Origin of the sequence: Streptomyces syringium, assembly GCF_017876625.1 — a bacterium.
Lineage (GTDB): Bacteria > Actinomycetota > Actinomycetes > Streptomycetales > Streptomycetaceae > Streptomyces > Streptomyces syringius.
Genome location: NZ_JAGIOH010000001.1, coordinates 3,324,485 through 3,346,539, shown reverse-complemented (window position 1 = coordinate 3,346,539; position 22,055 = coordinate 3,324,485). Strand labels below are relative to the sequence as shown.

15 protein-coding genes are annotated in these 22,055 nt (G+C 71.6%); 11 read left to right on the top strand and 4 right to left on the bottom strand.

Annotated elements, in window-relative coordinates; genetic code table 11:
- Positions 1-8: 8 nt before the first annotated feature.
- Positions 9-1,280, bottom strand: coding sequence for a nucleotide sugar dehydrogenase (locus tag JO379_RS14665; RefSeq protein WP_130879044.1), 1,272 nt, complete (start codon positions 1,278-1,280; stop codon positions 9-11).
- Between the two features lie 340 nt (positions 1,281-1,620).
- Here JO379_RS14665 and JO379_RS14660 point away from each other — a divergent pair, with 340 nt between their 5' ends.
- A complete protein-coding gene (locus JO379_RS14660) occupies positions 1,621-3,327 on the top strand; it encodes a glycerol-3-phosphate dehydrogenase/oxidase (RefSeq protein ID WP_130879045.1) in 1,707 nt (568 codons plus the stop codon).
- Positions 3,328-3,383: 56 nt separating this feature from the next.
- Here JO379_RS14660 and JO379_RS14655 read toward each other — a convergent pair whose 3' ends face one another.
- Positions 3,384-4,538, bottom strand: a complete 1,155-nt coding sequence (locus JO379_RS14655) for a serine hydrolase domain-containing protein (protein ID WP_245382128.1) — start codon at positions 4,536-4,538, stop codon at positions 3,384-3,386.
- A gap of 153 nt (positions 4,539-4,691) precedes the next feature.
- Between JO379_RS14655 and JO379_RS14650 the strand changes: the two genes are divergently transcribed.
- A complete protein-coding gene (locus tag JO379_RS14650; RefSeq protein WP_209515281.1) occupies positions 4,692-6,701 on the top strand; it encodes a protein kinase domain-containing protein in 2,010 nt (669 codons plus the stop codon).
- Positions 6,702-6,865: 164 nt separating this feature from the next.
- A complete protein-coding gene (locus JO379_RS14645; RefSeq protein WP_209515278.1) occupies positions 6,866-9,556 on the top strand; it encodes a serine/threonine kinase C-terminal domain-containing protein in 2,691 nt (896 codons plus the stop codon).
- Positions 9,557-9,613: 57 nt separating this feature from the next.
- Here the strand turns inward: JO379_RS14645 and JO379_RS14640 are convergent, their stop codons facing one another.
- Positions 9,614-11,191: a class I adenylate-forming enzyme family protein gene (locus tag JO379_RS14640; protein WP_209515274.1), complete on the bottom strand. Its 1,578-nt coding sequence runs from the start codon at positions 11,189-11,191 to the stop codon at positions 9,614-9,616.
- A 157-nt stretch (positions 11,192-11,348) separates the two neighbouring features.
- Here JO379_RS14640 and JO379_RS14635 point away from each other — a divergent pair, with 157 nt between their 5' ends.
- The 4 genes from JO379_RS14635 (at position 11,349) to JO379_RS14620 (ending at position 15,867) form a co-directional block, all read left to right on the top strand.
- On the top strand, positions 11,349-12,671 hold the full coding sequence (locus JO379_RS14635) for an amidohydrolase family protein (protein WP_245381468.1): 1,323 nt from the start codon (positions 11,349-11,351) through the stop codon (positions 12,669-12,671).
- Positions 12,672-12,677: 6 nt separating this feature from the next.
- Entirely contained in the window at positions 12,678-13,847 is a 1,170-nt protein-coding gene (locus tag JO379_RS14630) for an acyl-CoA dehydrogenase family protein (RefSeq protein WP_209515271.1), read from the top strand.
- A 2-nt stretch (positions 13,848-13,849) separates the two neighbouring features.
- The gene (locus tag JO379_RS14625) at positions 13,850-14,974 is read left to right on the top strand and encodes an acyl-CoA dehydrogenase family protein (protein WP_209515269.1); all 1,125 of its coding nucleotides are present in this window, start codon (positions 13,850-13,852) and stop codon (positions 14,972-14,974) included.
- Between the two features lie 413 nt (positions 14,975-15,387).
- Entirely contained in the window at positions 15,388-15,867 is a 480-nt protein-coding gene (locus JO379_RS14620) for an ATP-binding protein (RefSeq protein ID WP_130879052.1), read from the top strand.
- A 344-nt stretch (positions 15,868-16,211) separates the two neighbouring features.
- On the opposite strand, the gene JO379_RS14615 is transcribed toward JO379_RS14620, so the two are convergent.
- Positions 16,212-17,138: a cyclase family protein gene (locus JO379_RS14615; protein ID WP_209515267.1), complete on the bottom strand. Its 927-nt coding sequence runs from the start codon at positions 17,136-17,138 to the stop codon at positions 16,212-16,214.
- Between the two features lie 141 nt (positions 17,139-17,279).
- Here JO379_RS14615 and JO379_RS14610 point away from each other — a divergent pair, with 141 nt between their 5' ends.
- The 4 genes from JO379_RS14610 (at position 17,280) to JO379_RS14595 (ending at position 22,035) form a co-directional block, all read left to right on the top strand.
- Positions 17,280-18,191, top strand: a complete 912-nt coding sequence (locus tag JO379_RS14610; protein ID WP_209515266.1) for an SDR family NAD(P)-dependent oxidoreductase — start codon at positions 17,280-17,282, stop codon at positions 18,189-18,191.
- Between the two features lie 48 nt (positions 18,192-18,239).
- A complete protein-coding gene (locus tag JO379_RS14605) occupies positions 18,240-19,403 on the top strand; it encodes an acyl-CoA dehydrogenase family protein (RefSeq protein ID WP_209515264.1) in 1,164 nt (387 codons plus the stop codon).
- Positions 19,400-20,863 (top strand): aldehyde dehydrogenase family protein, encoded by a 1,464-nt coding sequence (locus tag JO379_RS14600; protein ID WP_209515261.1) that lies wholly within the window; start codon positions 19,400-19,402, stop codon positions 20,861-20,863. Before JO379_RS14605 ends, JO379_RS14600 begins: the two co-directional genes overlap by 4 nt.
- A 98-nt stretch (positions 20,864-20,961) precedes the next feature.
- Positions 20,962-22,035, top strand: a complete 1,074-nt coding sequence (locus tag JO379_RS14595; RefSeq protein WP_209515260.1) for a Zn-dependent alcohol dehydrogenase — start codon at positions 20,962-20,964, stop codon at positions 22,033-22,035.
- Positions 22,036-22,055 lie beyond the last annotated feature (20 nt).

The window sequence follows — 22,055 nt, the reverse complement described above, 5'->3', positions numbered from 1 at the left end:
CGGTTCTCCTACAACCGGTGGGCTGCCCCCGCGGGGCTCGCGCCGCGGGTGTCCAGCAGCAGCTGCGCCTTGACGGCCAGTCCTTGCAGGTCGTAGGTGCGGTGGGGCTGGAGAAGAACCGTCAGGTCGGCGATGGCAGCCGCCTCGTAGAGACAGTCGGCGCGCGGCACCGGACGGCCGAGTACCCGCCACTGCTGGACGTACGGGTCGTGGTAGCTGATCTGGGCGCCCAGCTCCATCAGCCGGGAGGCGATCTCGCGGGCGGGCGAGCCCTCCTGGTCGCCGGTGTCGGCCTTGTAGCCGACACCGAGCAGCAGCACGCGCGCGCCGCGTGCCGATTTGCCGTGCTCGTTGAGGAGCGTGGCGCAGCGCTGGATGACGTAGCGCGGCATCCGGCCGTTGACCTCCTGCGCGAGCTCCACCATCCGCAACGGGTGGCCGAGGCTGCGCCCCTTGTACGAGAGGTAGTTCGGGTCGATGGGCACACCGTGGCCGCCCACCCCGGGCCCCGGGCGGAAGGCCTGGAAGCCGAACGGCTTGGTCTCGGCGCAGCGCACGACGTCCCACAGGTCGACGCCGATGTCGTGGCAGAAGACCGCCATCTCGTTCGCGAGCGCGATATTGACGTGCCGGTAGTTGGTCTCCAGGACCTTGACGGCCTCCGCCTCGCGGGGGCCGCGGGCGCGGACGACCTTCTCGCAGATCCTCCCGTAGAAGGCGGCGGCGGCCTCGGTGCAGGCGGGGGTGAGGCCACCGATGACCTTGGGGGTGTTGGTGTAGCCGTGGCGCCGGTTGCCGGGGTCGAAGCGGCTGGGCGAGTAGGCGAGGTGGAAGTCCCGGCCCGCGCGCAGGCCGGAGCCGGATTCGAGCAGCGGACGGAGGTAGTCCTCCGTGGTTCCTGGGTAGGCGGTGGACTCCAGGAGCACAGTGGTGTGCGGGCGCAGCCGGGCGGCGAGCGCGCGGGCGGCGTCGCCGATGGCGCCGAGGTCCAGCGCCCGGTCCTCGCCGAGCCGGGTGGGGGCGCAGATCACCGCCGTACGGACCCGGCCCAGCTCGGTGTCCTCGGTGGTGGCGCGGAAGCCCGCGGAGAGCATGCGGCGGACGCCGGCGGCGGTGAGCGAGCCGTCGGCGCCCTCGGTGGGCAGCCGGCCGGCGCGGAGTTCGGCGACGGTGTGCGGGTCGGGGTCGTAGCCGACGGTGGCGATACCGGCGGCCGTGGCGGCCTGGGCGAGCGGGAGGCCGAGGTGGCCGAGTCCGAGGACGGCGAGATCTGCGGGCATGGCGGGCGGTCCTTCCCGGAGGGGTCCTGCTGGCCGGTCCTTCCCGGCGGGCGTCGGCCGGAGGGCACTCCGGAGGTTGCGGAGGGCTCTTCCGAGGGGTGAGCCCGGAGGGGAGGCGGATGGCCCCGCGGGCGGACGGGACCGATCCCCGGACGAGTTACATCAGGTTAAGCGGATATATGACTGTTATCCGGGATTATCGCGGCGCGGCTCGCCTCCGACACGGCCAAAGCGGCCGATCTGGTGCAGCATCGGAGGGGAACGGGTGCCCGGCAGTCCTGGTGCCCCGGTGGCCGCGGCCACCGGGGCGGCAGCGAGAGCGGTCAATCGGGAGGCAGCAGTGAGGACAGCGACACTCGGGCCGGCCGAGCGCGGCGAGGCGCTCGCCCGGATGGCGGAGCGGGAACTGGACATCCTGGTGGTCGGCGCGGGCGTCGTCGGCGCGGGCACCGCGCTCGACGCGGCCACCCGCGGGCTCACGACCGGGCTCGTCGAGGCGCGCGACTGGGCGGCGGGGACCTCCAGCCGGTCCAGCAAACTGATCCACGGCGGGCTGCGCTATCTGGAGATGCTCGACTTCGCCCTCGTGCGCGAGGCGCTCAAGGAGCGCGGACTGCTGCTGGAGCGGCTGGCGCCCCACCTGGTGAAGCCGGTGCCCTTCCTCTACCCCTTGCAGCACCGGGGCTGGGAGCGCTTCTACGCCGGCTCGGGCGTGGCGCTCTACGACGCGATGTCGGTCTCCTCGGGCCACGGGCGGGGGCTGCCCACCCACCGGCACCTCACCCGCAAGCGCGCGCTGCAGGTCGCACCCGCCCTGAAGAAGGACGCGCTCGTCGGCGCGCTGCAGTACTACGACGCCCAGATGGACGACGCGCGCTACGTCACCACCCTGGTGCGCACCGCCGCCGCCTACGGCGCGGACGTCGCCAACCGGGCGCGCGTGGTCGGCTTCCTGCGCGAGGGGGAGCGGGTGGTCGGGGCCCGGGTGAAGGACCTGGAGCAGGGCGGCGAGTTCGAGGTCCGCGCCCGGCAGATCGTGAACGCCACGGGGGTGTGGACGGACGACACCCAGCAGCTCATCGCGGAGCGCGGACAGTTCCACGTACGGGCGTCCAAGGGCATCCACCTCGTCGTGCCCAAGGACCGCATCCACTCCACCACCGGGCTGATCCTGCGTACCGAGAAGAGCGTGCTGTTCGTCATTCCGTGGGGCAGGCACTGGATCATCGGCACCACCGACACCGACTGGGACCTGGACAAGGCGCATCCGGCCGCCTCCAGCGCCGACATCGACTATCTGCTGGAGCACGTCAACGAGGTGCTCGCCGTGCCGCTGACCCGCGACGACGTCCAGGGCGTCTACGCCGGGCTGCGCCCGCTGCTGGCCGGGGAGTCGGACGCGACCAGCAAGCTCTCGCGCGAGCACACCGTCGCCCACCCGGTACCGGGGCTGGTGGTCGTGGCGGGCGGGAAGTACACCACCTACCGGGTGATGGCGAAGGACGCCGTGGACGAGGCGGTGCACGGTTTGGCCCAGCGGGTCGCGGAGTGCGTCACCGAGGACGTGCCGCTGGTGGGGGCCGAGGGCTACCGGGCCCTGTGGAACGGCCGGGCGCAGATGGCGCAGCGCACGGGCCTCCATGTGGCGCGCGTCGAGCACCTGCTGAACCGCTACGGCTCGAGGGTCGACGAGGTGCTGGACCTCGTCACTGCCGATCCGAAGCTGGGCGAGCCGCTCGGCGGTGCCGAGGACTATCTGCGGGCCGAGGTCGTCTACGCCGCCTCCCACGAAGGGGCCCGCCATCTCGACGACGTGCTCACCCGCAGGACGCGGATCTCCATCGAGACCTTCGACCGGGGCACGCGCAGCGCGCGGGAGGCCGCCGAGCTGATGGCGGGGGTGCTGGGCTGGGACCGGGCGCAGACCGAGAAGGAGATCGAGCACTACGAGAAGCGCGTGGAGGCGGAGCGCGAGTCGCAGCGGCAGCCCGACGACCAGACGGCGGACGCGGCGCGGCTGGGCGCCCCCGAGGTGCAGCCGCTGTAGGGCGGCGCGGTGCGGTGTGATGCGGTGCCGGACGTCCGGTCCGCTCGTCCGGTTCGTCAGGCTTTCGGGCAGAACTCGGCGGTCAGAAGGGCCCTTTCGGCCGCCGCGTCGACGGGGGCGTCGCTGTTGACGCGGTAGCTGACGAGGTGCCGCCCGTCCGTGGTGCCGAGCGTCTGTACGTACGAGCCGCTGATCTCGCCGTTGTGGCCCCATAGGGTGCGGTGGCAGGGCAGCCGCACGGGGAACAGCCCCATGCCGTAGCGGCCGTACGAGTCCGTCGTGTCCCGCATCTGCCGCAGCTCCGGTGCGGGCAGGAGGGTGCCGCGCAGCAGTGCGCCGAAGAGACGGTTGAGGTCGGGGAGGGTGGAGACCAGCTCGCCGGCCGCGCCCGCCGAGGAGGGATTGAGGTAGGTGGCGTCGGCGGTGCGGCTGTTGCCAGTCGTCGTGCCAGTCGTCGCGCCTGGTGTCGCGCCTGTCGCCGTGTAGGCGCGTCCGTGCGGGGAGGGCAGCCCCGCCCGTGTGCCGGGAAAGCTGGTGCCGGTGAGGCGCAAGGGGGCGATGACGCGCCGGTGGGCCTCGGTGGCGTAGGAGTGGCCGGTGACCTGACGGATGACCATGCCGAGGAGTAGGTAGTCGGTGTTGGAGTAGCGGTACCGCTCGCCGGGGGCCGCGTGGGGCGGGTGCGAAAGGGCGGTCCGTACCAGTGCGTCGGGTTTGTGGGTCTGGAAACGGTGCGCGGTGAAGCCCGGGCCGAAGAACCGATGGAAGAAGGCGCGGTCGTCGGTGTAGGAGAACAGCCCGCTGGTGTGTGTGAGGAGTTGGCGGACCGTGATCCGGCAGCCGGGGTCACGGCTGTCGCTGTCGCTGTCGCCGGGGCAGGGCAGCAGGGCGGCGGTCGCGGCGGGCAGATGGGTGCTGACCGGATCGTCGAGGTCCAGCTTGCGCTCGGCGGCGAGCTGGAGGGTGACGGTGGCGATGACGGTCTTGGTGATGCTGCCGACCCGAAAGCGGTCCGTGGGGCGGATGGGGCGCCCGGTTCGTACATCCGCCACGCCCGCCGTGTGGAATCGGACCCCATGAGCGTCTTGTGACAGCTGGGCCGCACCGGGAACCGTTCGCGGGGAAACGAGGTCTTGGACAGGGGACCGGGCGGCGGTGCCACTGCCCGCAGACCCCGCGGATACCGTCACGGCGCAGGTCAGAGCGGTCATGGCGGAGGCGAGGCGCACGAGGGCGGTGTGCGTCGGCATGTGCTCATCATCCATGGGCACTCGGACCCTGGCCTTCCACCGGTCTGCGGATGAGAGACAATGGTCGCTCTGCCAGGGTCGGTTGGTCGCAGAGCTGATTGCCAGAGGGGACGCATGTCGGAGGCGGAGCAGACGCAGGGCACGGCAGGGCGCCTCCTGGCCGGGCGGTACCGCCTCGGGGGCATCCTCGGTCGTGGCGGCATGGGTACGGTCTGGCGGGCGACCGACGAGACGCTCGGCCGCACCGTCGCGGTCAAGGAGTTGCGCTTCCCGGCCAACATCGACGAGGACGAGAAGCGCCGCCTGATCACGCGCACACTGCGTGAGGCGAAGGCCATCGCCCGGATCCGCAGTGCCGGTGCGGTCACCGTCTACGACGTGGTGCACGAGGACGACCGCCCGTGGATCGTCATGGAGCTCATCGAGGGCCGCTCGCTCGCCGATGTCATCCGTGAGGACGGGCCGCTCAAGTGGCGACGGGCCGCGGAGGTCGGACTGGCCGTCCTCGACGTGCTGAGCGCGGCGCACCGTCAGGGCATCCTGCACCGCGACGTGAAGCCGTCCAACGTCCTCATCGCGGACGACAACCGTGTCGTCCTCACCGACTTCGGCATCGCCCAGGTCGAGGGCGACCCGTCGGTCACCTCGACGGGCATGCTGGTCGGCGCCCCCTCGTACATATCCCCGGAGCGGGCGCGCGGCCAGAAGCCCGGCCCGCCGGCGGACCTGTGGTCGCTGGGCGGCCTGCTGTACGCGGCGGTCGAGGGCGTCCCCCCGTACGACAAGGGGTCGGCCATAGCGACCCTCACCGCCGTGATGACCGAGCCGCTCGGCCCCCCGCGGAACGCGGGCCCGCTCGAAGGCGTCATGTACGGACTGCTCGCCAAGGACCCCGCCAAGCGGCTGGACGAGGCGGGCGCCCGGGCCCTGTTGACCGACGCGGTCAACGCCCCCGACGAGCGGCTGCCGAAGGCCCCCGAGGCCTCCCCGGCCCTGGACGCCACACAGGCGATCGCTCTGCCGTCCCCCGCCGAGATGCGCTCCGGCACCCGTCCGTCCTCCGGGGCGGGCACGGGAGCGGCGGCGGGCGCGGCCTCCGCTTCGGCGTCGGGCTCCCGCAAGGGCGACACCCGTGCCTCCGCAGCACCGTCCGCCGGCTCGCGTGCGACGGACGGGGCGGGCGACCGGATGCGGGGCGCGTTCAAGTCCGTCCGGGACGCGGCCTCGGGCACCGGCGCGAAGCCGGCACGACCGGCGAAGCCCGCTCCCTCCATACCGTCCGCCCAGCGGCAGACCGGCCTCGGCCGATCCGGAAGCGGCAGCGGCGGCCACCCCGCGCGCCCCGGGCGGGCGTCCATCACGGATGTCGTGTCCCGCCGCACGCTGCTGGCCGTGGCGGTCATCGTCGCGCTGGCCATCATCGGCACCGTGCTCGCCATCACGCTGAACGGTGACGGCGACGACAAGGGTGCCACGGGCGGCACCAAGGGCGGCACGTCCAAATCCGTCGGGGACAAGGCCCCTTCCTCCCGTTCCTCCCTCACCGAACAGGGTGCCAAGGGACCGGACGCCGCGTCACCCGGGACGGGCAAGGACAAGAAGGACAAGGGCGACACGTCGAAGGACGAGGACGACGCGTCCTCGGACGGCGATGACCTGCCCGACGGGTTCGCGGCGGTCAAGAACGCCGAGTACCACTTCAGCATCGCCATGCCCAAGGGGTGGCGGAAGACGGGCACCGCCGGGGCCCACTCCGGGGCGATCTACAGCCAGTCCGGTGGCTTCCCGCGTCTCCAGGTCGACTTCGGTTCCGACCCGGGCTCGGACGCCGCCGCGGCCTGGCGCGAGTCCGACTCCGCAGCCAGGAGCGGAGGCATGCCCAACTACAACGGCCTCGGCGTCGAAGAGGTCGAGGACTGGGACGGCCACGACTACCCGACCATCGCCGACTGGACCTTCGAGCGCGACCAGAAGGACAAGCGCGTCCAGGTCGTCAACCGGGGCTTCAAGGTGGACGACAAGCGTGGCTACGCCATCATGGTGACGTGCGAGAAGGCCAAGTGGTCCGACTCGGAGTGCGAGAAGCTGCGGGAGACGGCGTTCAAGACGTTCCAGCCCGCGTGACGGGCCGGAGCCCGGTCACATACTGAGCCGTACGCGCCCGAAGAGACGGCTTCGGCACGTATCGTGAGTCCCCGTGAACCATACGCAGCCGCAATAAGCAGCTAAATGACCGACTTTGATGGTCATTCGAGCGATGGTGTGGATCGCGCGCTTGGGGAGGCGTCGTGGACGACTATGCGGGTCGGGTGCTCGCCGACCGCTATCGCCTGCCGCTTCCGCCGTCGGACGCCTTCGAACTGGTGGAGACGCGGGCCTATGACACGTACAGCGGTCAGGAAGTCCTCATCCGGCAGATCCCCCTGCCGGAGATCGTCGACGCGGAAGTCCTGGGTGACGACGGCCCGTACGAGGGTGAACGCGCGGTCGGGGCCGGTCACGGGGGCGAGGGTGCCCGTGGTGAGGTTCCCGGTGCGGGCGGGCTGACGGGCCAGGGGCCCGGTGATCCGGCGGTGCGCCGTGCTCTGGTCGCCGCCACGGCTGCCGCGCAGCTTCCCGACCATCCCCGTCTCGACCAGGTCTTCCACGTCTTCGTCGAGGCGGGAAGCCTATGGATCATCAGTGAGCTCGTCTCGGCCCGCCCGCTGGCCGCCCTGCTCGCCGAGCGCACGCTCTCACCGCACCGGGCCGCCGAAGTGGCGGCCGACGTCCTCACCGCGCTGCGCGCCCTCCACGCCCAGGGCTGGACCCACCGCAACATCACGGCCCGCACCGTCCTCATCTGTGACGACGGCCGTGCCATGCTCACCGGCCTCGCCGCGGGCGCGGCGGAGGAGGCCCTCTGCGGCCACGACCCCGTCCCGGCCGGCCCGGCTGGTGCCGGGCAGGTGGCCGGTGGTGGCTCCACGGGACAGGCCGGCCCGTGGCCGGGTGCCGCGCCGGGCGGACGTGCGGCGATCACGACGCCCCGCGCCGGGGAAGCCCCGCCCCGACAGGCGGGGGCCGCCCCGACAGGCTCCTCGTACCCACGGCTCCCCGATCAGACGGCCCCGCGGCGGGGGCCGGTGGGCGCAGGCGGCGCGGCGCCCACGACGGGGGAGGCGGGCACGGCCGGCATCCCGGCGCAGGAGGGGCGGGGCCATCGCGACCAGGGCGCGATCGGCGGGTACGGACCGTCCGGCGGCGGGGTACCGGGCACCGACCGGGCGGGCGGCCACGAGCAGGACGCGGCTCCGGACGACCGGGTGCCCCGGGCCGGGGCGATCGCCGCGTACCGCGCGGGCGCCCGGGCCGCCGCCGCGCGCGCGGCAGCGGAGAGCACCCTCCGGCCGTCGGCCGGCTCGTCCACCTGGGGCGCGGGCAGCGCCGTCGGTGGGGCCGCCGCTTCCCCCGACTCCCCGTGGGCCTCCGACGCTCCCGTGGGACGCCCCGCCCCCAGCGGCCCGCCCGGCCCGGGTGGCCCCGGCGGTGCGGCCGGGCCCGTCCCCGCGCAGAACGGCCGCGAGCGCGGCACGGGCGGCTGGGCGCGCACCGCCGGACCGGGCAGTGCGCTCGCCGCCGAGCGGGCGCGGCAGGCGCGCATGGTCGTGGTGGGTGCCGTCACCGAACGATGGGCACCGGAGCAGGCCCATCCGGTGCAGGACAGCTGGCAGCTCGCTCCTCCCGTGGGCCCCGCCGCCGATCTGTGGGCGCTGGGCGTGCTGCTCTTCCGCGCGGTGCAGGGCCATGCCCCGTACCCGGAGGAGAGCGCGGCCGAGCTGGTGCAGCTCGTCTGCGCGGAACCGCCCGCCTACGCCGAGGAATGCGGAGCGCTCCGCCCCGTGGTCGAGTCGCTCATGCGCAAGGATCCGACCGAGCGTCCCGAATGCGAGGAACTGCGCGGCTGGCTGCGCTCGCTGATCCGCTCCGCGCCGGAGCCGGAGCTCGGCAGCCGGACGGTCACTGTGCCGTCGATCGGCACGAGCCTCCCCACCGACCCCCGTCGGCTCCCGCTCATCCGGCGGCGCGGCGAGCTCGTACGCCGCCGTCGGGGCCGCGCCTCCGGTGGGCCGGACCCGGCGCCCGTGCACGGGCGGCACAAGAAGACGGCCGGGGAGTTGGCGGAGGAGCCCGGCGAGTGGGACGAGGCGGCCCCCGACGGCCGGCCGGTCCCCGACCGTGGCGACGACCGGGTCCCGTCGCAGGGCGGGGCCCGCTCCACGGGGCGAGGGGGCGCGCAGCGCTCACCCCGGCATCTCGGGCTGCTGCTGCTCGGCCTGATCCTGCTCCTCCTGGCCGGGGCGGTGCTGTACGCGCTGCTGTTCATGCCGCGTGCCGACGAAGGCGGGGACCGGGGACAGACGGACCGTACGGGCACGGCGGGGCTGCGGAGCGCCGTCCCCAACCAGCCGGGGACGAACGGCAGGACGGCCCAGACCGACGGCTCCGGCACACAGGAGGCGCGAACCACCGAACCCCATGGCGTCGCCAAGGGCTACACCCTGCGCCGGGACCCCAAGGGCTTCTCCGTGGCCGTCGCCGAGGACTGGCAGCGCCGCGGCGAGAACGACCGGGACCAGGTCGTCTACGTCGGCGGGGACTACGAGCTGATCGTGGTGCCCGGCCGGGACAAGGTGTCGGAGTTCGGCGGCGACCCGTTGGCCTACCAGCAGGGCAAGGAGCCCGAGCTGGAGCCCTACCGCTCCTCGTCCTGGTCGGGCGCCTCCGGGCTGCGCCGTTCCGACGTCGGCGGGAGGGCGATGGTGGAGGGCACGTTCAACTGGAACGACAGCAGCGGCCGCCAGGTCTATGTGCGCAACGCCGCGATGATCCTGGCGGGCCGCTATCACGTGGTGCAGGTGATCGGCCCGATGGACGAGCAACGCTCGGTGGACGGCTTCTTCCAGCAGGCCACGTCCACCTACCGCTTCACGGGCTGAGCGCGGGGGTCTGGCGAGCATCCCGTCGAGCGGCCCGTCCGAGCCCTCGAGCGGCTGTCAGCCGGAGAAGCGCTCGCGCAGCTTGTACTTGAGGACCTTGCGGAGCGTGTCGTTGCGCGGCAGCTCGTCGACGAGCTCCAGCTGCTCGGGCATCTTGTGCACGGACAGTCCCGCGCTCCGCAGGTGGGCCGTGATGTCGTCGAGCCCCAGCGGTTCGGCGCCGGGTGGCTGCTGGACCACGGCGCAGACACGCTCGCCGCGCGCCTCGTCGGGAAGGCCGATGACGGCCACGTCCTCGATGGCGGGGTGTTCGTGGAGCAGCCTCTCGACCTCCTGGGCGGAGATGTTCTCGCCCTTGCGGATGATGATGTCCTTGGTGCGGCCGGTGAGTACGAGGTGGCCCTCGATGGTGAGCCGGCCGAGGTCCCCGGTGATGAGGAAGCCGTCCTGGTCGAAGGCCTCGGCGGTGTGGGCGGGATCGAGGTAGCCCTGGCAGACGGCCTCTCCGCGCAGCCGTATCTCTCCTTCCGTGCCGGGCGGGAGCGGCTTGCCGTCGGTGTCGACGACGCGGATCCGCATGCCGGCCGGAGGCCGTCCCTCTGTGGTGGCCAGTTGCTCCGGGGTGTCGTCCGGCGACCCCATGGTGATCATCGGCGCTTCGGTCATGCCGTAGCCGTGGGTGAGCGCGCACCCGAGCTCGTCGACCACCTCGTGATAGAGCGCGGGCGGCTTCGGCGCGCCTCCGCCTGCCATGAGGCGGAGGGTGGGGACGAGCTTGCGGGTGGGGTCCTTGCGCTGTTCGGCGAGGAACAGGGCGTAGAAGGCGGTGGATCCCCCGGCGACGGTGACGCCGTTGCGGCGGTAGGCGTCGAGCGAGCCCGGCAGGGCGAAGTGCTCCAGGAGGATGCTCGGGAAGCCCCGGAGCAGCAGCATCACGGTGTAGTCGGGGCCGGCCACATGCGCGTAGGGGAAGGCCATGGAGCCGACGTCGCCGGAGGACAGGCGCAGCGCGTCGGCGAGACAGGCACCGGCGGCGATGAGGGACCGGTCCGTGTGGAGCACGCCCTTGGGCTCGGAGGTCGTGCCGGAGGTCCAGTAGATCCAGCGGACGGTGGTGCCCTCGGTGGGAGGGGGCGGGAGCGTCGAGGGGTCCGCCTCCGGGAGCCTGTCGTAGGCCGTGAAGACGAGGGGCGGTGACGGCAGCGTGAGGGCGAGGCGGTAGGCCATCGCGGAGTGGTCGAAGCCCCGCCAGACACCCGGCACCGCGAAGAACTCCGCCCGAGTCGCCCGTAGCGCGTGGCGGACCTCGCGGTCGCGGTAGAAGGGGGTGAGCGGTGTCTGCACGGCCCCGAGCCGGGCCAGCGCGAAGGCCAGGACCACGGTCTCGACACGGGTGGGCAGCTGCCAGGCGACCCGGCTGCTCGGCCGTACGCCCAGCCCGTGCAACCAGGCGGCGACGCGCTCCGCGCGGTCGCGCAGCTCCCCGAAGGCCAGCCGCCGGTCGGCAGCCGTGTCCTCGGCCGCCGGCTCGTCGGCCTGGATGAGTGCGACGGCATCCGGGGTGAGCGCGGCGCGGCGGTCGAGGAGCTCCCACAGGGTGCGGGAGGCGACCAGATCGGGGGCGGTGCCGGCCATGAGGTGCCTCCCGGGGGGGCTGACGGTTTGTCAGGCGTGGCGGGAAGCGTAGGGGCGACCCGGCTTGTCGGTCCAGGGGGCGCGGACTAACCTCGAATCTGATGGAGCGTCAGGAAAGCTGATACCGCGTCGCCGGGTAATCGAGAGGGAGCCCCTCATGGATCTGCCGCGCATCGTCAGCGTGGACGACCACGTGATCGAACCCGCCCATCTCTTCGAGACCTGGCTGCCCGCCAAGTACCGCTCCCGCGGTCCCCGCGCCCTGACGGCCGGCATCGGTGAACTGGCCTACGTGGCCGGCAAGTACGTCATCACCATGGACCCCGAAGGGCCGCCCGCCGACTGGTGGGTCTACGAGGACCTCCGGTTCCCGTACAAGCGCAACATCGCCGCCGTCGGCTTCGACCGCGACGAGATGACCCTGGAGGGCATCACCCGGGAGGAGATGCGCCCCGGGTGCTGGGACCCGGCGGAACGCCTGAAGGACATGGACCTCAATCACGTCGAGGCGTCCCTGTGCTTCCCCACCTTTCCGCGCTTCTGCGGCCAGACCTTCGCGGAGGCGCACGACAAGGAGGTCGCGCTCGCGTGCGTCCGGGCCTACAACGACTGGATGGTCGAGGAGTGGTGCGGCGACAGCCGGGGCCGGCTGATCCCGCTGTGCCTCATTCCGCTCTGGGACGTCGGCCTCGCCGTCACCGAGATCCGGCGGAACGCCGCCCGTGGCGTACGGGCCGTGACCTTCAGCGAGATCCCCACCCACCTCGGACTGCCCAGCATCCACTCCGGGTACTGGGACCCCTTCTTCGCCGCCTGCCAGGACACCGGCACCGTCGTCAACATGCACATCGGCTCGTCCTCGCAGATGCCCGCCGCCTCCCCGGACGCGCCGCCCGCCGTACAGGCGTCCCTGTCGTTCAACAACGCCATGGCGTCGATGATGGACTTCCTCTTCAGCGGCGTCCTCGTCAAGTTCCCGCGCCTCAAACTCGCCTACAGCGAGGGGCAGATGGGCTGGATCCCCTACGCCCTGGAGCGCGCCGACGACGTCTGGCAGGAGCACCGGGCCTGGGGCGGGGTGCGCGATCTGATCCCCGAACCGCCCTCCACCTACTACTACCGGCAGATCTTCTGCTGCTTCTTCCGGGACAAACACGGGGTCGCCTCACTCGATGTTGTGGGCCGCGACAACGCGACCTTCGAGACCGACTACCCCCACGTCGACTCGACCTTCCCGCACACCAAGGAAGTCGCTCTCGACCATATGAAGGGCCTGGACGACGAAACCGTCCACAAGGTGATGCGGGGCAACGCGATCCGGATGCTCGGCCTGGACCTGGACCTGGACCTGGACCTGGACCTGGACGTACGGAATCCGGACGCACCGGATCCGGACGCCCGGGATCTGTCTGCGAGGGGACCGGAGGGGCGTGGGCGCCCGGCGGACCGGGCGCCCGGTCTCGACCGACCCGGCGCGTGAGAGCCCATGGACCTCACCTTCACCAAGGAAGAGGAAGAGTTCCGGCGAAGGCTGCGCACGTGGCTGCGCGAGACACTGCCGAAGCTGCCCGCGAAGCCGCCGCCCGATCAATGGCCGGCGCGGCGCGCCTATGACTGCGCCTGGCAACGCGCGCTGTACGACGCCGGCTACGCCGGACTGCACTGGCCCACCGACGCCGGGGGACAAGGCGCCACCCCCACCCAGCATCTGATCTTCCTGGAGGAGACGGAGCTGGCGGGTGCGCCCTACGTCGGTGCCAACTTCGTGGGCCTCCTGCACGCCGGGCCCACCATCGCCGTGGAGGGAACGGCCGAGCAGCGGGCCCGCTGGCTGCCGCCGATCCTGCGCGGCGAGGAAGTGTGGTGTCAGGGCTTCTCCGAGCCGGACGCCGGCTCCGACCTGGCCTCACTGCGTACCCGAGCGGTCCGGGACAGCGATGCTTACATCGTCACCGGCAGCAAGATCTGGACCTCGCACGCCGAGGTAGCCGACTGGTGCGAACTGCTCGTCCGTACGGACGCCTCGGCCCCCAGACACCGGGGGATCTCCTGGCTCGCCATGCCCATGGACGCCCCCGGGGTGACCGTCCGCCCGCTGCGCACCCTCGCGGGCTCCACCGAGTTCGCCGAGTTGTTCCTCGACGAGGTGCGGATACCGCTCTCGCACCGCGTCGGCGCCGAGAACGACGGCTGGCGCGTCACCATGGTCACCCTCTCCTACGAGCGCGGTACCGCCTTCGTCGGCGAGGTCGTCGCCTGCCGCCGCACCCTGGCCCGGCTGGCCCGGACGGCGAAGGAGAACGGCCGGTGGGACGACGCGGTCCTGCGTCGTCGCCTGGGGCGGCTGAACGCCGAATTCGGTGCGCTGTGGCGACTCACGCAGTGGAACGTGAGCGCGGCGGAGCGGACGTCGCCCGGGGGCGGGAGCGCGGTGCCGGGCGTCGGCGGCTCCGTCTTCAAGCTCCGCTACTCCGAGGCGCGACAGGAACTGTACGAAGCGGCCGCCGAGGTCATCGGCCCGGAAGCGCTGGACGCCGGGCACCCATGGACGGCGGACCGCCTCTCCGCCCTCTCCTACACGATCGCCGCCGGGACGTCCCAGATCCAGCAGAACATCATCGCCGAGCGCATCCTCGGCCTGCCCAAGGGGCGTTGATCATGGAATTTCAGCTGAACGACGACCAGCGGGCCCTGCGGACCGGGACACGGCAACTCCTCGCGGCGCTGTTCCCCCGCGAGCGGCTTCGGGCGATGGTGGACGCGGGCGGTCCGGGGGGTGCCGGGGGCCCAGGGGGTGCCGGGCGTCCGGGAGGTGCGGCGGTGGACGGCGCCTCGGTCCGGGAGCTGTGGCGGGAACTGGGCGCCGCCGGCTTCTTCTCCCTGAGGCTGCCCGAGGAGCGCGGTGGGACCGGCCTCGGCCTGCCGGAGACCGTGCTCGTCTTCGAGGAGGCAGGACGGGTCCTGCTGCCCGGCCCGCTGGTCGCCACTCATCTCGCCGCGGGCCTGGTGGAGGGGGCGGCCGAAGGGCGGGCGCTGGTGACGGCCCTGGACCGGCCGGGCCCGGTCGAGCACCTCGCCTCGGCGGATGCCGTCCTCCTGCTGGACCGCGCCACCCTGCGGATCCTGCGAACGGACCCCGGCCCCGACCCCGACCCGGATGGGGACGCATGCACGGCGGTGCTTCCGCGCGCGCTGCGGGCCCGGTCGGTGCGGGCGGTCGACCCGACGACACCGCTGCACCTCGTGAGCCAACTGCCGGACGACGCGGGAGCGGTCCCTGGCGAGCTCCCCGACGCCGTCCGACTGCGTCGGGAAGCCGCCCTGTTGACGGCGGCCCTGCAACTGGGCAGCGCCCTGCGGACGGTGGAGATGACGGTCGCGCATGTCAAGGCACGATCGCAGTTCGGCCGCCCGGTCGGCTCCTTCCAAGCGGTGCAGCATCTTTGCGCCCGCATGTTCGTCCGTGCCGAAATCGCCCGGTGCAGCGTCTATGCCGCATCACTGACAGTGACATTCGGTGATGTTTCCAGGGCGAAATTGCTCGCCGATACGGCTGCTGTCCGTAATGCCCGTGACTGCCTGCAACTACATGGCGGATTCGGGTTTACCTGGGACGCGGACGTTCATCCGCACCTCAAGCGAGCTTGGGTGAGAGCGGCACAGTGGCAGTCGGCGGCAGAGGCCGAAGAAGGACTCGCGGAGGAACTCCTGAACGAATTCCCTGCGGGGCTGTCGACCGGTCCGGGCGAGGTGGTCGCGAACGTCGAAATTAGCTCTGAGTGAGCACTGTGACCGAAATGCCCGCTATATCACTAATAAGTGATCACGCAGCGTCGATATCGTGTTGTGTCCTGCGTGTGACTCGTCACGGGGAGGAGTTCGCCCCGACCTCGGGTACGCTCCCTTGGATGCGAGTGGTTCAGAAGCGCAATTATCCCGGTGCCGCCGATATGGCGGCGCCGAACGCGGGATTGTCTGCCGCTCGCGTCGGCTCGGGGGCCGCGATTCCCCGATGTTCGAGTCCCCGCAGCGCGCGTCGCACAGTATGCAGCACGCATACTCCTTTGCGCCGGAATATGCCTGAAGCGCTTGTTGAGGTGACTCTACGTCAACCATGCTGTCTCGGAAGGAGATCACGTTCCGTGACCTCTCGGAGACGCGAGGCGTTGTGTCCGCCGGTTCGGATGGTGTGAGCGGTGCAGGTGCTTCAGATGCAGATGGAGGTTCGGGCCGACCCCGCGGAGGTGGGGCGGGCTCGCAGATGGGCGCGGTCGCGCCTTGCCGGTACCGGGATAGGGGTGGACGAGCCCTTGGCCGAAACGCTGATCCTGCTCATCTCGGAGCTGGTCACCAACGCCGTGGTGCACACGGGCTGTCCGGCCGTCCTGCGCATGCTCTTCCCGGGTGCGGGCGGCTCCGCCGAAGCCGCGGCCGGGGTGTGTCCGGGCACGGTTCGTGTCGAGGTCGCCGACATCAGTGCTCGTCCACCGCGTCGCCGCTGCGCGGAGGGTGATGACACCGGTGGCCGTGGGCTGGAGTTGGTGGACGGCCTGGCCGACCGCTGGGGTTGGCAGCCCGAGGGTGCGGGCAAGCGCATCTGGTGCGAGGTCGACCGCGGGGAGCCGCTCTGGGTCGGCGCTTTTGAGCCGCCACGCGCCGTCACAAATCGGGCGTAGTCGACAAAGTCCAGACCAGGTGTTGACGTGAAGTGCTCGCGTGATCACCCTTGGATGCAGCGATTCGTTGCGAGGGGACGTCGAGAGGTCCGCGTTGTGGGGCCGGCTTGGCGAGTGCGGGTCGCGGCCCGGCGCGACATCAGGGCAGAGGCGCCGGAGCTGGGTGGCGGCGTGTGGTGCCGTGCTCGGGGTGCGCATCAGCGCGCCGCCGCCCGCCCGCCCTTATGGCGTCCCGTGTGGCGGCTTGCTCCGCGGTGGGAAGGCCAACGGCCGGAGTGCTGAGGCCAAGTGGTCCGGGCCGAGATGGCCTGGGGCGAGATGGTCCGGGGCGAGGTGGCTCCGGCTCAGAGGACCGCCACCGGCGCCACCGGCGCTCCCGTGCCACCGGTGAAGGGCTCGGGTGTCGCCGACAGGAGGAACGCATAGCGTTTTTCCTCCGCGCATGCCTCCGACAGTTCCTCCAGATTCCAGTTCTGCCCTTGCAGCATGCCCATCTCCACCAGGTCGAGCGCGTGTACGGGCAACCATAGATTTTCGAACTCCGGTGGGAATGCCTCGAACGTCAGGGTGTCATTGGCGACGGCGGCGACATCGCGGGCGTGGAACCACTCCGGCGTACGAATCGACAGCCCGGGCGAAGGAAAGGCGTACGCCTCCCTGTCGCCTGCCAGATAGTGCTGAATCTGCCCCGTTCGCACCAGGACGATATCGCCCGCCCGTACCGAGACGCCGGCCAGTTCTTCCGCCGCGTCGAGGTCCTCGGGGGTGACGATGTGCCCGCCGTCGAGCCGCTCGGTCCCCCTGGCTCGCGCGACATCGAGCAGAACGCCCCGCGAGGCGACGGGCCCCGCCTTCTCGATGCCGCTGAAAGCGGCACGGCCGTGCGTGGTGATCGAATCCGCCGGGCGGCCGTTGTAGATCTTTCCGCTGTGGGAGACGTGGGGGAGAGCATCCCAGTGCGTGCCCGCCTGGAGGCCCATGGTCACGGTGTCATCGCTGGTGGCGATGGTGTCGGGCCCGAACATCTCCCAATTGACGGCCACCATCGTGTGGAGCGGGTTGACCCTGCCGGGAATCATTCCGGTCTGCACCCCGTCCTGCCGGAGCGGCAGAGCCAGAGGGACGCGGCGGCCGGTGGTCACGGTCGCGGCGGCGGCGCGCACCACGGCGCCGGTGATGAGATTGAGGGTGCCGATCTCATCGGCCGCCCCCCAACGTCCCCAGTTGTTGACGCGCTTGGCGATCTCGTGGAACTCGGACGGCAGTGGCATGGGAGCCCTTCCCGGGGTCGGACATCGTCGGCCGTGCCGCGCCAGGACTTCGTGCGGCCACTTCGGCGGTGGGTCTTGTGCTCGTGCTCGCTCTGCCCAAAAATCTAACGGACCGTCAGAAACTCCGGGAAGGGGCAGGCCATGGGGAACTTCTTGGCGGGCAAGGTGGTCGCCGTCACCGGAGCCGGACGGGGAATCGGCCGGGCGGTCGCCCTGGCCTGTGCCGTCGAGGGGGCGAAGGTCGTCGTCAACGACTACGGCGTCTCCATCGACGGCGGTGAGCCGACCAGTACCGTCGCGGCCGCTGTGGCCGAGGAGATCGAGAAGGCGGGTGGCGAGGCGACCGCCCTGGCGGACGACGTGTCGACCATGGCCGGGGGGCAGCGGATCGTCGACACCGCGCTGGCGCGGTACGGGCGGCTCGACGGCGTCGTCTGCGTGGCAGGGATCCTGCGGGAGCGGATGCTCTTCAATATGACCGAGGAGGAGTGGGACCCGGTCGTCGCCACCCACCTGAAGGGGACCTTCACCGTCTTCCGGGCCGCCTCCGCGCTGATGCGCAGGCAGGGCAGCGGCACCCTCATCGGATTCACCAGCGGCAATCACCAGGGCAGCGTCTCGCAGGCCAACTACTCCGCAGCCAAGGGCGGTGTCATCTCGCTCGTCCGCAGCGCCGCACTGGGTCTGCACAAATACGGGGTCACGGCCAACTGCGTGGCCCCCGTGGCCCGTACGCGGATGTCCGCGAACGTCCCGACGGAGCTGACGGAGATCGGTGAGCCCGAGGACGTGGCACCGCTGGTCGTCTATCTGCTCAGCGAGCGGGCCCGGGACGAGGGCATCACCGGCCAAGTCTACACGGTGGCCGGCCCGAAGATCGCCGTCTGGGCGCAACCGCGAGAACTGCGCGCGGCTCACGCGGAGGGAGGCTGGACCCCTCAGCGGATCGCCGACGTCCTGCCGGGAACGGTCGGTACGGACCCGATGCCCATGCTGGCCCGGCTGGAGGCCATGGCGAAGGCGGCCGCGGCCAAGGCTCGTCCGAACGCGTGACCGCCCCGGGATTTCGGATCAAGGTGTCGGCGAGGGGAGAGGGCAGGCGTGGATTTCGCATTCGGTCCGGAGGACGAGTCGTTCCGGAAGACCGCCCGGGCTTGGCTCGCCGCACACCTCGCCGGGGGACCGGACCGGGTCTCCGGCCGGGCCTGGGAGCGCGAGCTGGGCGCGGACGGCTGGATCGGCCTCGGCTGGGACCGTAACCGTGGCCGCTTCGGCAACCGGGCCGCGACGGTGACCGAACAGGTCGTGTGGGCGGAGGAGTACGCCCGCGCCCAGGCCCCCGCGCGGGTCGGCCACATCGGTGAGAACCTCCTGGCCCCCACGCTCCTCGCCCACGGCGACGACGCCCAGCGCGCCCGGTTTCTCCCCGCCATCGCCCGCGGCGAGGAACTCTGGTGCCAGGGCTACAGCGAGCCCGGTGCGGGATCGGACCTCGCCTCGGTGCGCACCGCCGCCGTCCGGGACGAGGGCAGCGGAACGTATCGGATCACCGGGCAGAAGATCTGGACCTCGCTCGCCCACGAGGCGGACTGGTGCTTCGTCCTGGCCCGTACCACCGAAGGGTCGCAGCGCCACCACGGGCTCTCCTTTCTGCTGGTGCCGATGGACCAGCCCGGCCGGATCGATGTCCGGCCGATCCGGCAGATGTCGGGGTCGGCCGATTTCAACGAAGTGTTCTTCGAGGGCGCGGTGGCCGCAGCCGATCACCTGGTCGGCGGCGAGGGGAACGGCTGGCGGGTCGCCATGGGCCTCCTCGCCAGGGAGCGCGGCGTCTCCACACTCGTCCAGCAGATCGGCTTCGCCGCCGAGCTGACACGTGTGGTCCAACTCGCCCTGGAGACCGGTGCCGCGGCGGAGCCGGTCGAGCGCGACCGACTCGTGGGGCAGTGGGCCGCCTTGCAGGCCATGAGGTGGAACGCCCTGCGGACGCTGGGCGGGGTATCGGATCCGGGGGCGCCCAGTGTCGCGAAACTGCTGTGGGGAGGCTGGCACCGGTCCCTCGGTGAACTGGCCATGCGGGTACGGGGCGCGGACGCCACGGTCGCCCCGGACGACTGGCGGACCGATCACCCTTATGAACTGGACGCAGCCCAGCGGCAGTTCCTCTTCTCGCGCGCCGACACCATTTACGGCGGCTCGGACGAGATCCAGCGCACCATCATCGCCGAGCGCGTCCTCGGCCTGCCGAAGGAGTTCCGTCCATGACGGCATACGGGCACTGGATCAACGGCGCCTGGCGTACGCCGGAAAAGGGGCACTATCCAGTTGTCAATCCGGCGACCGAACAGGTCGTCGGGGAGGCCCCGGAGGCGACTCCCGCCGAAGTCGCCGATGCCGTGACCGCCGCGCGGGCCGCCCAAGACGGCTGGTCCCGTACGGATCCGCGCGAGCGCGCAGCCGTGCTGGACCGGATAGCGGATCTGCTCATCGAACGCGGAGGGGAGCTGGCGACTCTCCTCCAGGCGGAGACGGGCGCGACACGTCGCGTCGCCTCGACCCTGCAAGTGACCCCGGCCGTCGACCGCTTCCGCCGCTACGCGCGGGGTGCGGTGGAACCGGATGTCGTCCCCCTCGGGCCGCGGGCCGTCAAGGCCAGCGCGCTCGCCCCCGGCGGCCTGATCGGCGCCGCCGCGGTCCGTCGCCCGGTGGGCGTCGTCGGCTGCATCACCTCCTACAACTTCCCGGTCGTCAATCTCGCGGGCAAGGCCGCTCCGGCCCTGGCCATGGGTAATACGGTCGTCTCCAAGCCGGCCCCGCAGGACCCGCTCGGCTGTCTCGAGCTGGGCCCGCTGTTCCAGGAGGCCGGACTTCCGGACGGCGTCTTCAACGTCGTCACCGGCTCGGGTCCTGCCGCGGGGGAAGCGCTGGTGGCCCACGCCGAGGTCGACATGGTGAGCTTCACCGGCTCCACCGAGGTGGGAAAGAAGATCGCCGAGACCGCGGGGAGGTCGATGAAGCGCACCCTGATGGAGCTGGGTGGCAAGGGCGCTGCCATCGTCCTGGCTGACGCCGACGACGCAACGGCCACGTCGGCGATCGGGGCGGTCGGTTCGGTCTGGTCCTTCCACAGCGGGCAGGTCTGCACGGCGCCGACCCGCGTGCTCGTCCATCGGTCGATGTACGAGAAGGTCGTCACCGGCCTCACACATTACGCCCGCTCGCTGACGGTCGGTAACCCTGTGGATAACTCCACCGTCGTCGGCCCGCTGATCTCCGCCGCGCAGCGCGACCGTGTCGAGGAGTACATCGCCGGCGCCCGTGACCAGGGCGCCCGCATCGTCACCGGCGGATCCCGGCCCGGCCTCCGGCCCGGTTTCTACGTCGCGCCCACCCTCATCGCCGATGTCACGCCCGACATGACCGTCGCCCGGGAGGAACTCTTCGGCCCGGTCGTCGCCGTCATCCCGTTCGACGACGAGGAGGAGGCGGTCCGCATCGCCAACGGCACCTCCTACGGTCTGTACGACTACGTCTTCAGCACCGATACCGGCCGGGCCTGGGCCCTCGCAGGCCGGCTGCGCAGCGGAAACGTCGGCATCAACACGGCCCAGCGCCATCCCGAGACCCCCTTCGGCGGCTTCAAGGACAGCGGTATCGGCCGCGACGGTGGTTCCTTCGGGCTGCACGCGTACAGCGAACTCCAGTCCGTCGTCTGGTCCTCCTGATGGGACGGCCCCTCCTGGACGGCTCCTCCTGACGGGACTGCCCCGGGACGGCCGCGCAGTCGCTTCAGCCCGTACCGCTTTCCGAGAGGACATCAGCCATGCGAGGCGTCATCTTCGACGGCAAGCGGTCCCGCGTCGTCGACGACCTGGAGGTACGTGCCCCCGGGCCCGGTGAGGTCCTGGTCGCCGTCACCGCCGCCGGGCTCTGCCACAGCGACCTGTCGGTCATCGACGGGGTCATTCCCTTCCCGGTCCCGGTCGTTCTCGGGCACGAAGGGGCGGGCGTCGTCGAGGCGGTCGGGGCGGGCGTCGCACACGTCGCGCCCGGTGACCACGTCGCTTTGTCCACGCTGGCCAACTGCGGCACCTGCGCCGACTGCGACCGGGGACGGCCGACCATGTGCCGCAGGTCCATCGGCATGCCCGGCAGGCCGTTCTCGCGCGGCCGCGAGAAACTGTTCCAGTTCGCCTCCAACTCGGCCTTCGCGGAGTACACGGTCGTCAAAGCGGTCCAAGCGGTCAGGATTCCCCCCGATGTGCCGCTGACGTCCGCGGCCCTCATCGGCTGCGGCGTGCTGACCGGGGTCGGGGCCGTCCTCAACCGCGCGAAGGTGGCCCAAGGCGACTCGGTGCTCGTCATCGGCACGGGCGGCATCGGGCTCAACGTCCTGCAAGGGGCACGGCTCGCGGGGGCCTCGACCGTTGTCGCCGTCGACGCGAACCCGGCCAAGGAACCGACCGCCCGGCAGTTCGGAGCCACCCACTTCATCGACGCGGCCGCCGCCCCCGACACCTCCGAGGCCGTACGGGAGGTCCTCCCGAGAGGAGCCGACCACGCCTTCGAGTGCGTCGGCGACACCCGGCTCGTCCGGCAGGCGATCGACCTGCTCGACCGGCACGGCCAAGCGATCCTGCTCGGGGTGCCGCCCGCCGACGCCGAAGCGGCCTTCCTCGTCTCGTCCCTGTACCTCGACAAGACGATTCTCGGCTGCCGCTACGGTTCGTCACGGCCTCAGCGGGACATCGCCCTATACGCCCGCCTGTATCGCGAGGGGCGCCTGCTGTTGGACGAACTCGTCAGCAGGACCTACCCGGTGGAGGATTTCGCCGACGCGGCGGACGACGCGCGACACGGCCGTATCGCACGCGGTGTTCTGACCTTCTCCCGCTGACCGGGCGGCTGCCTCCTTAC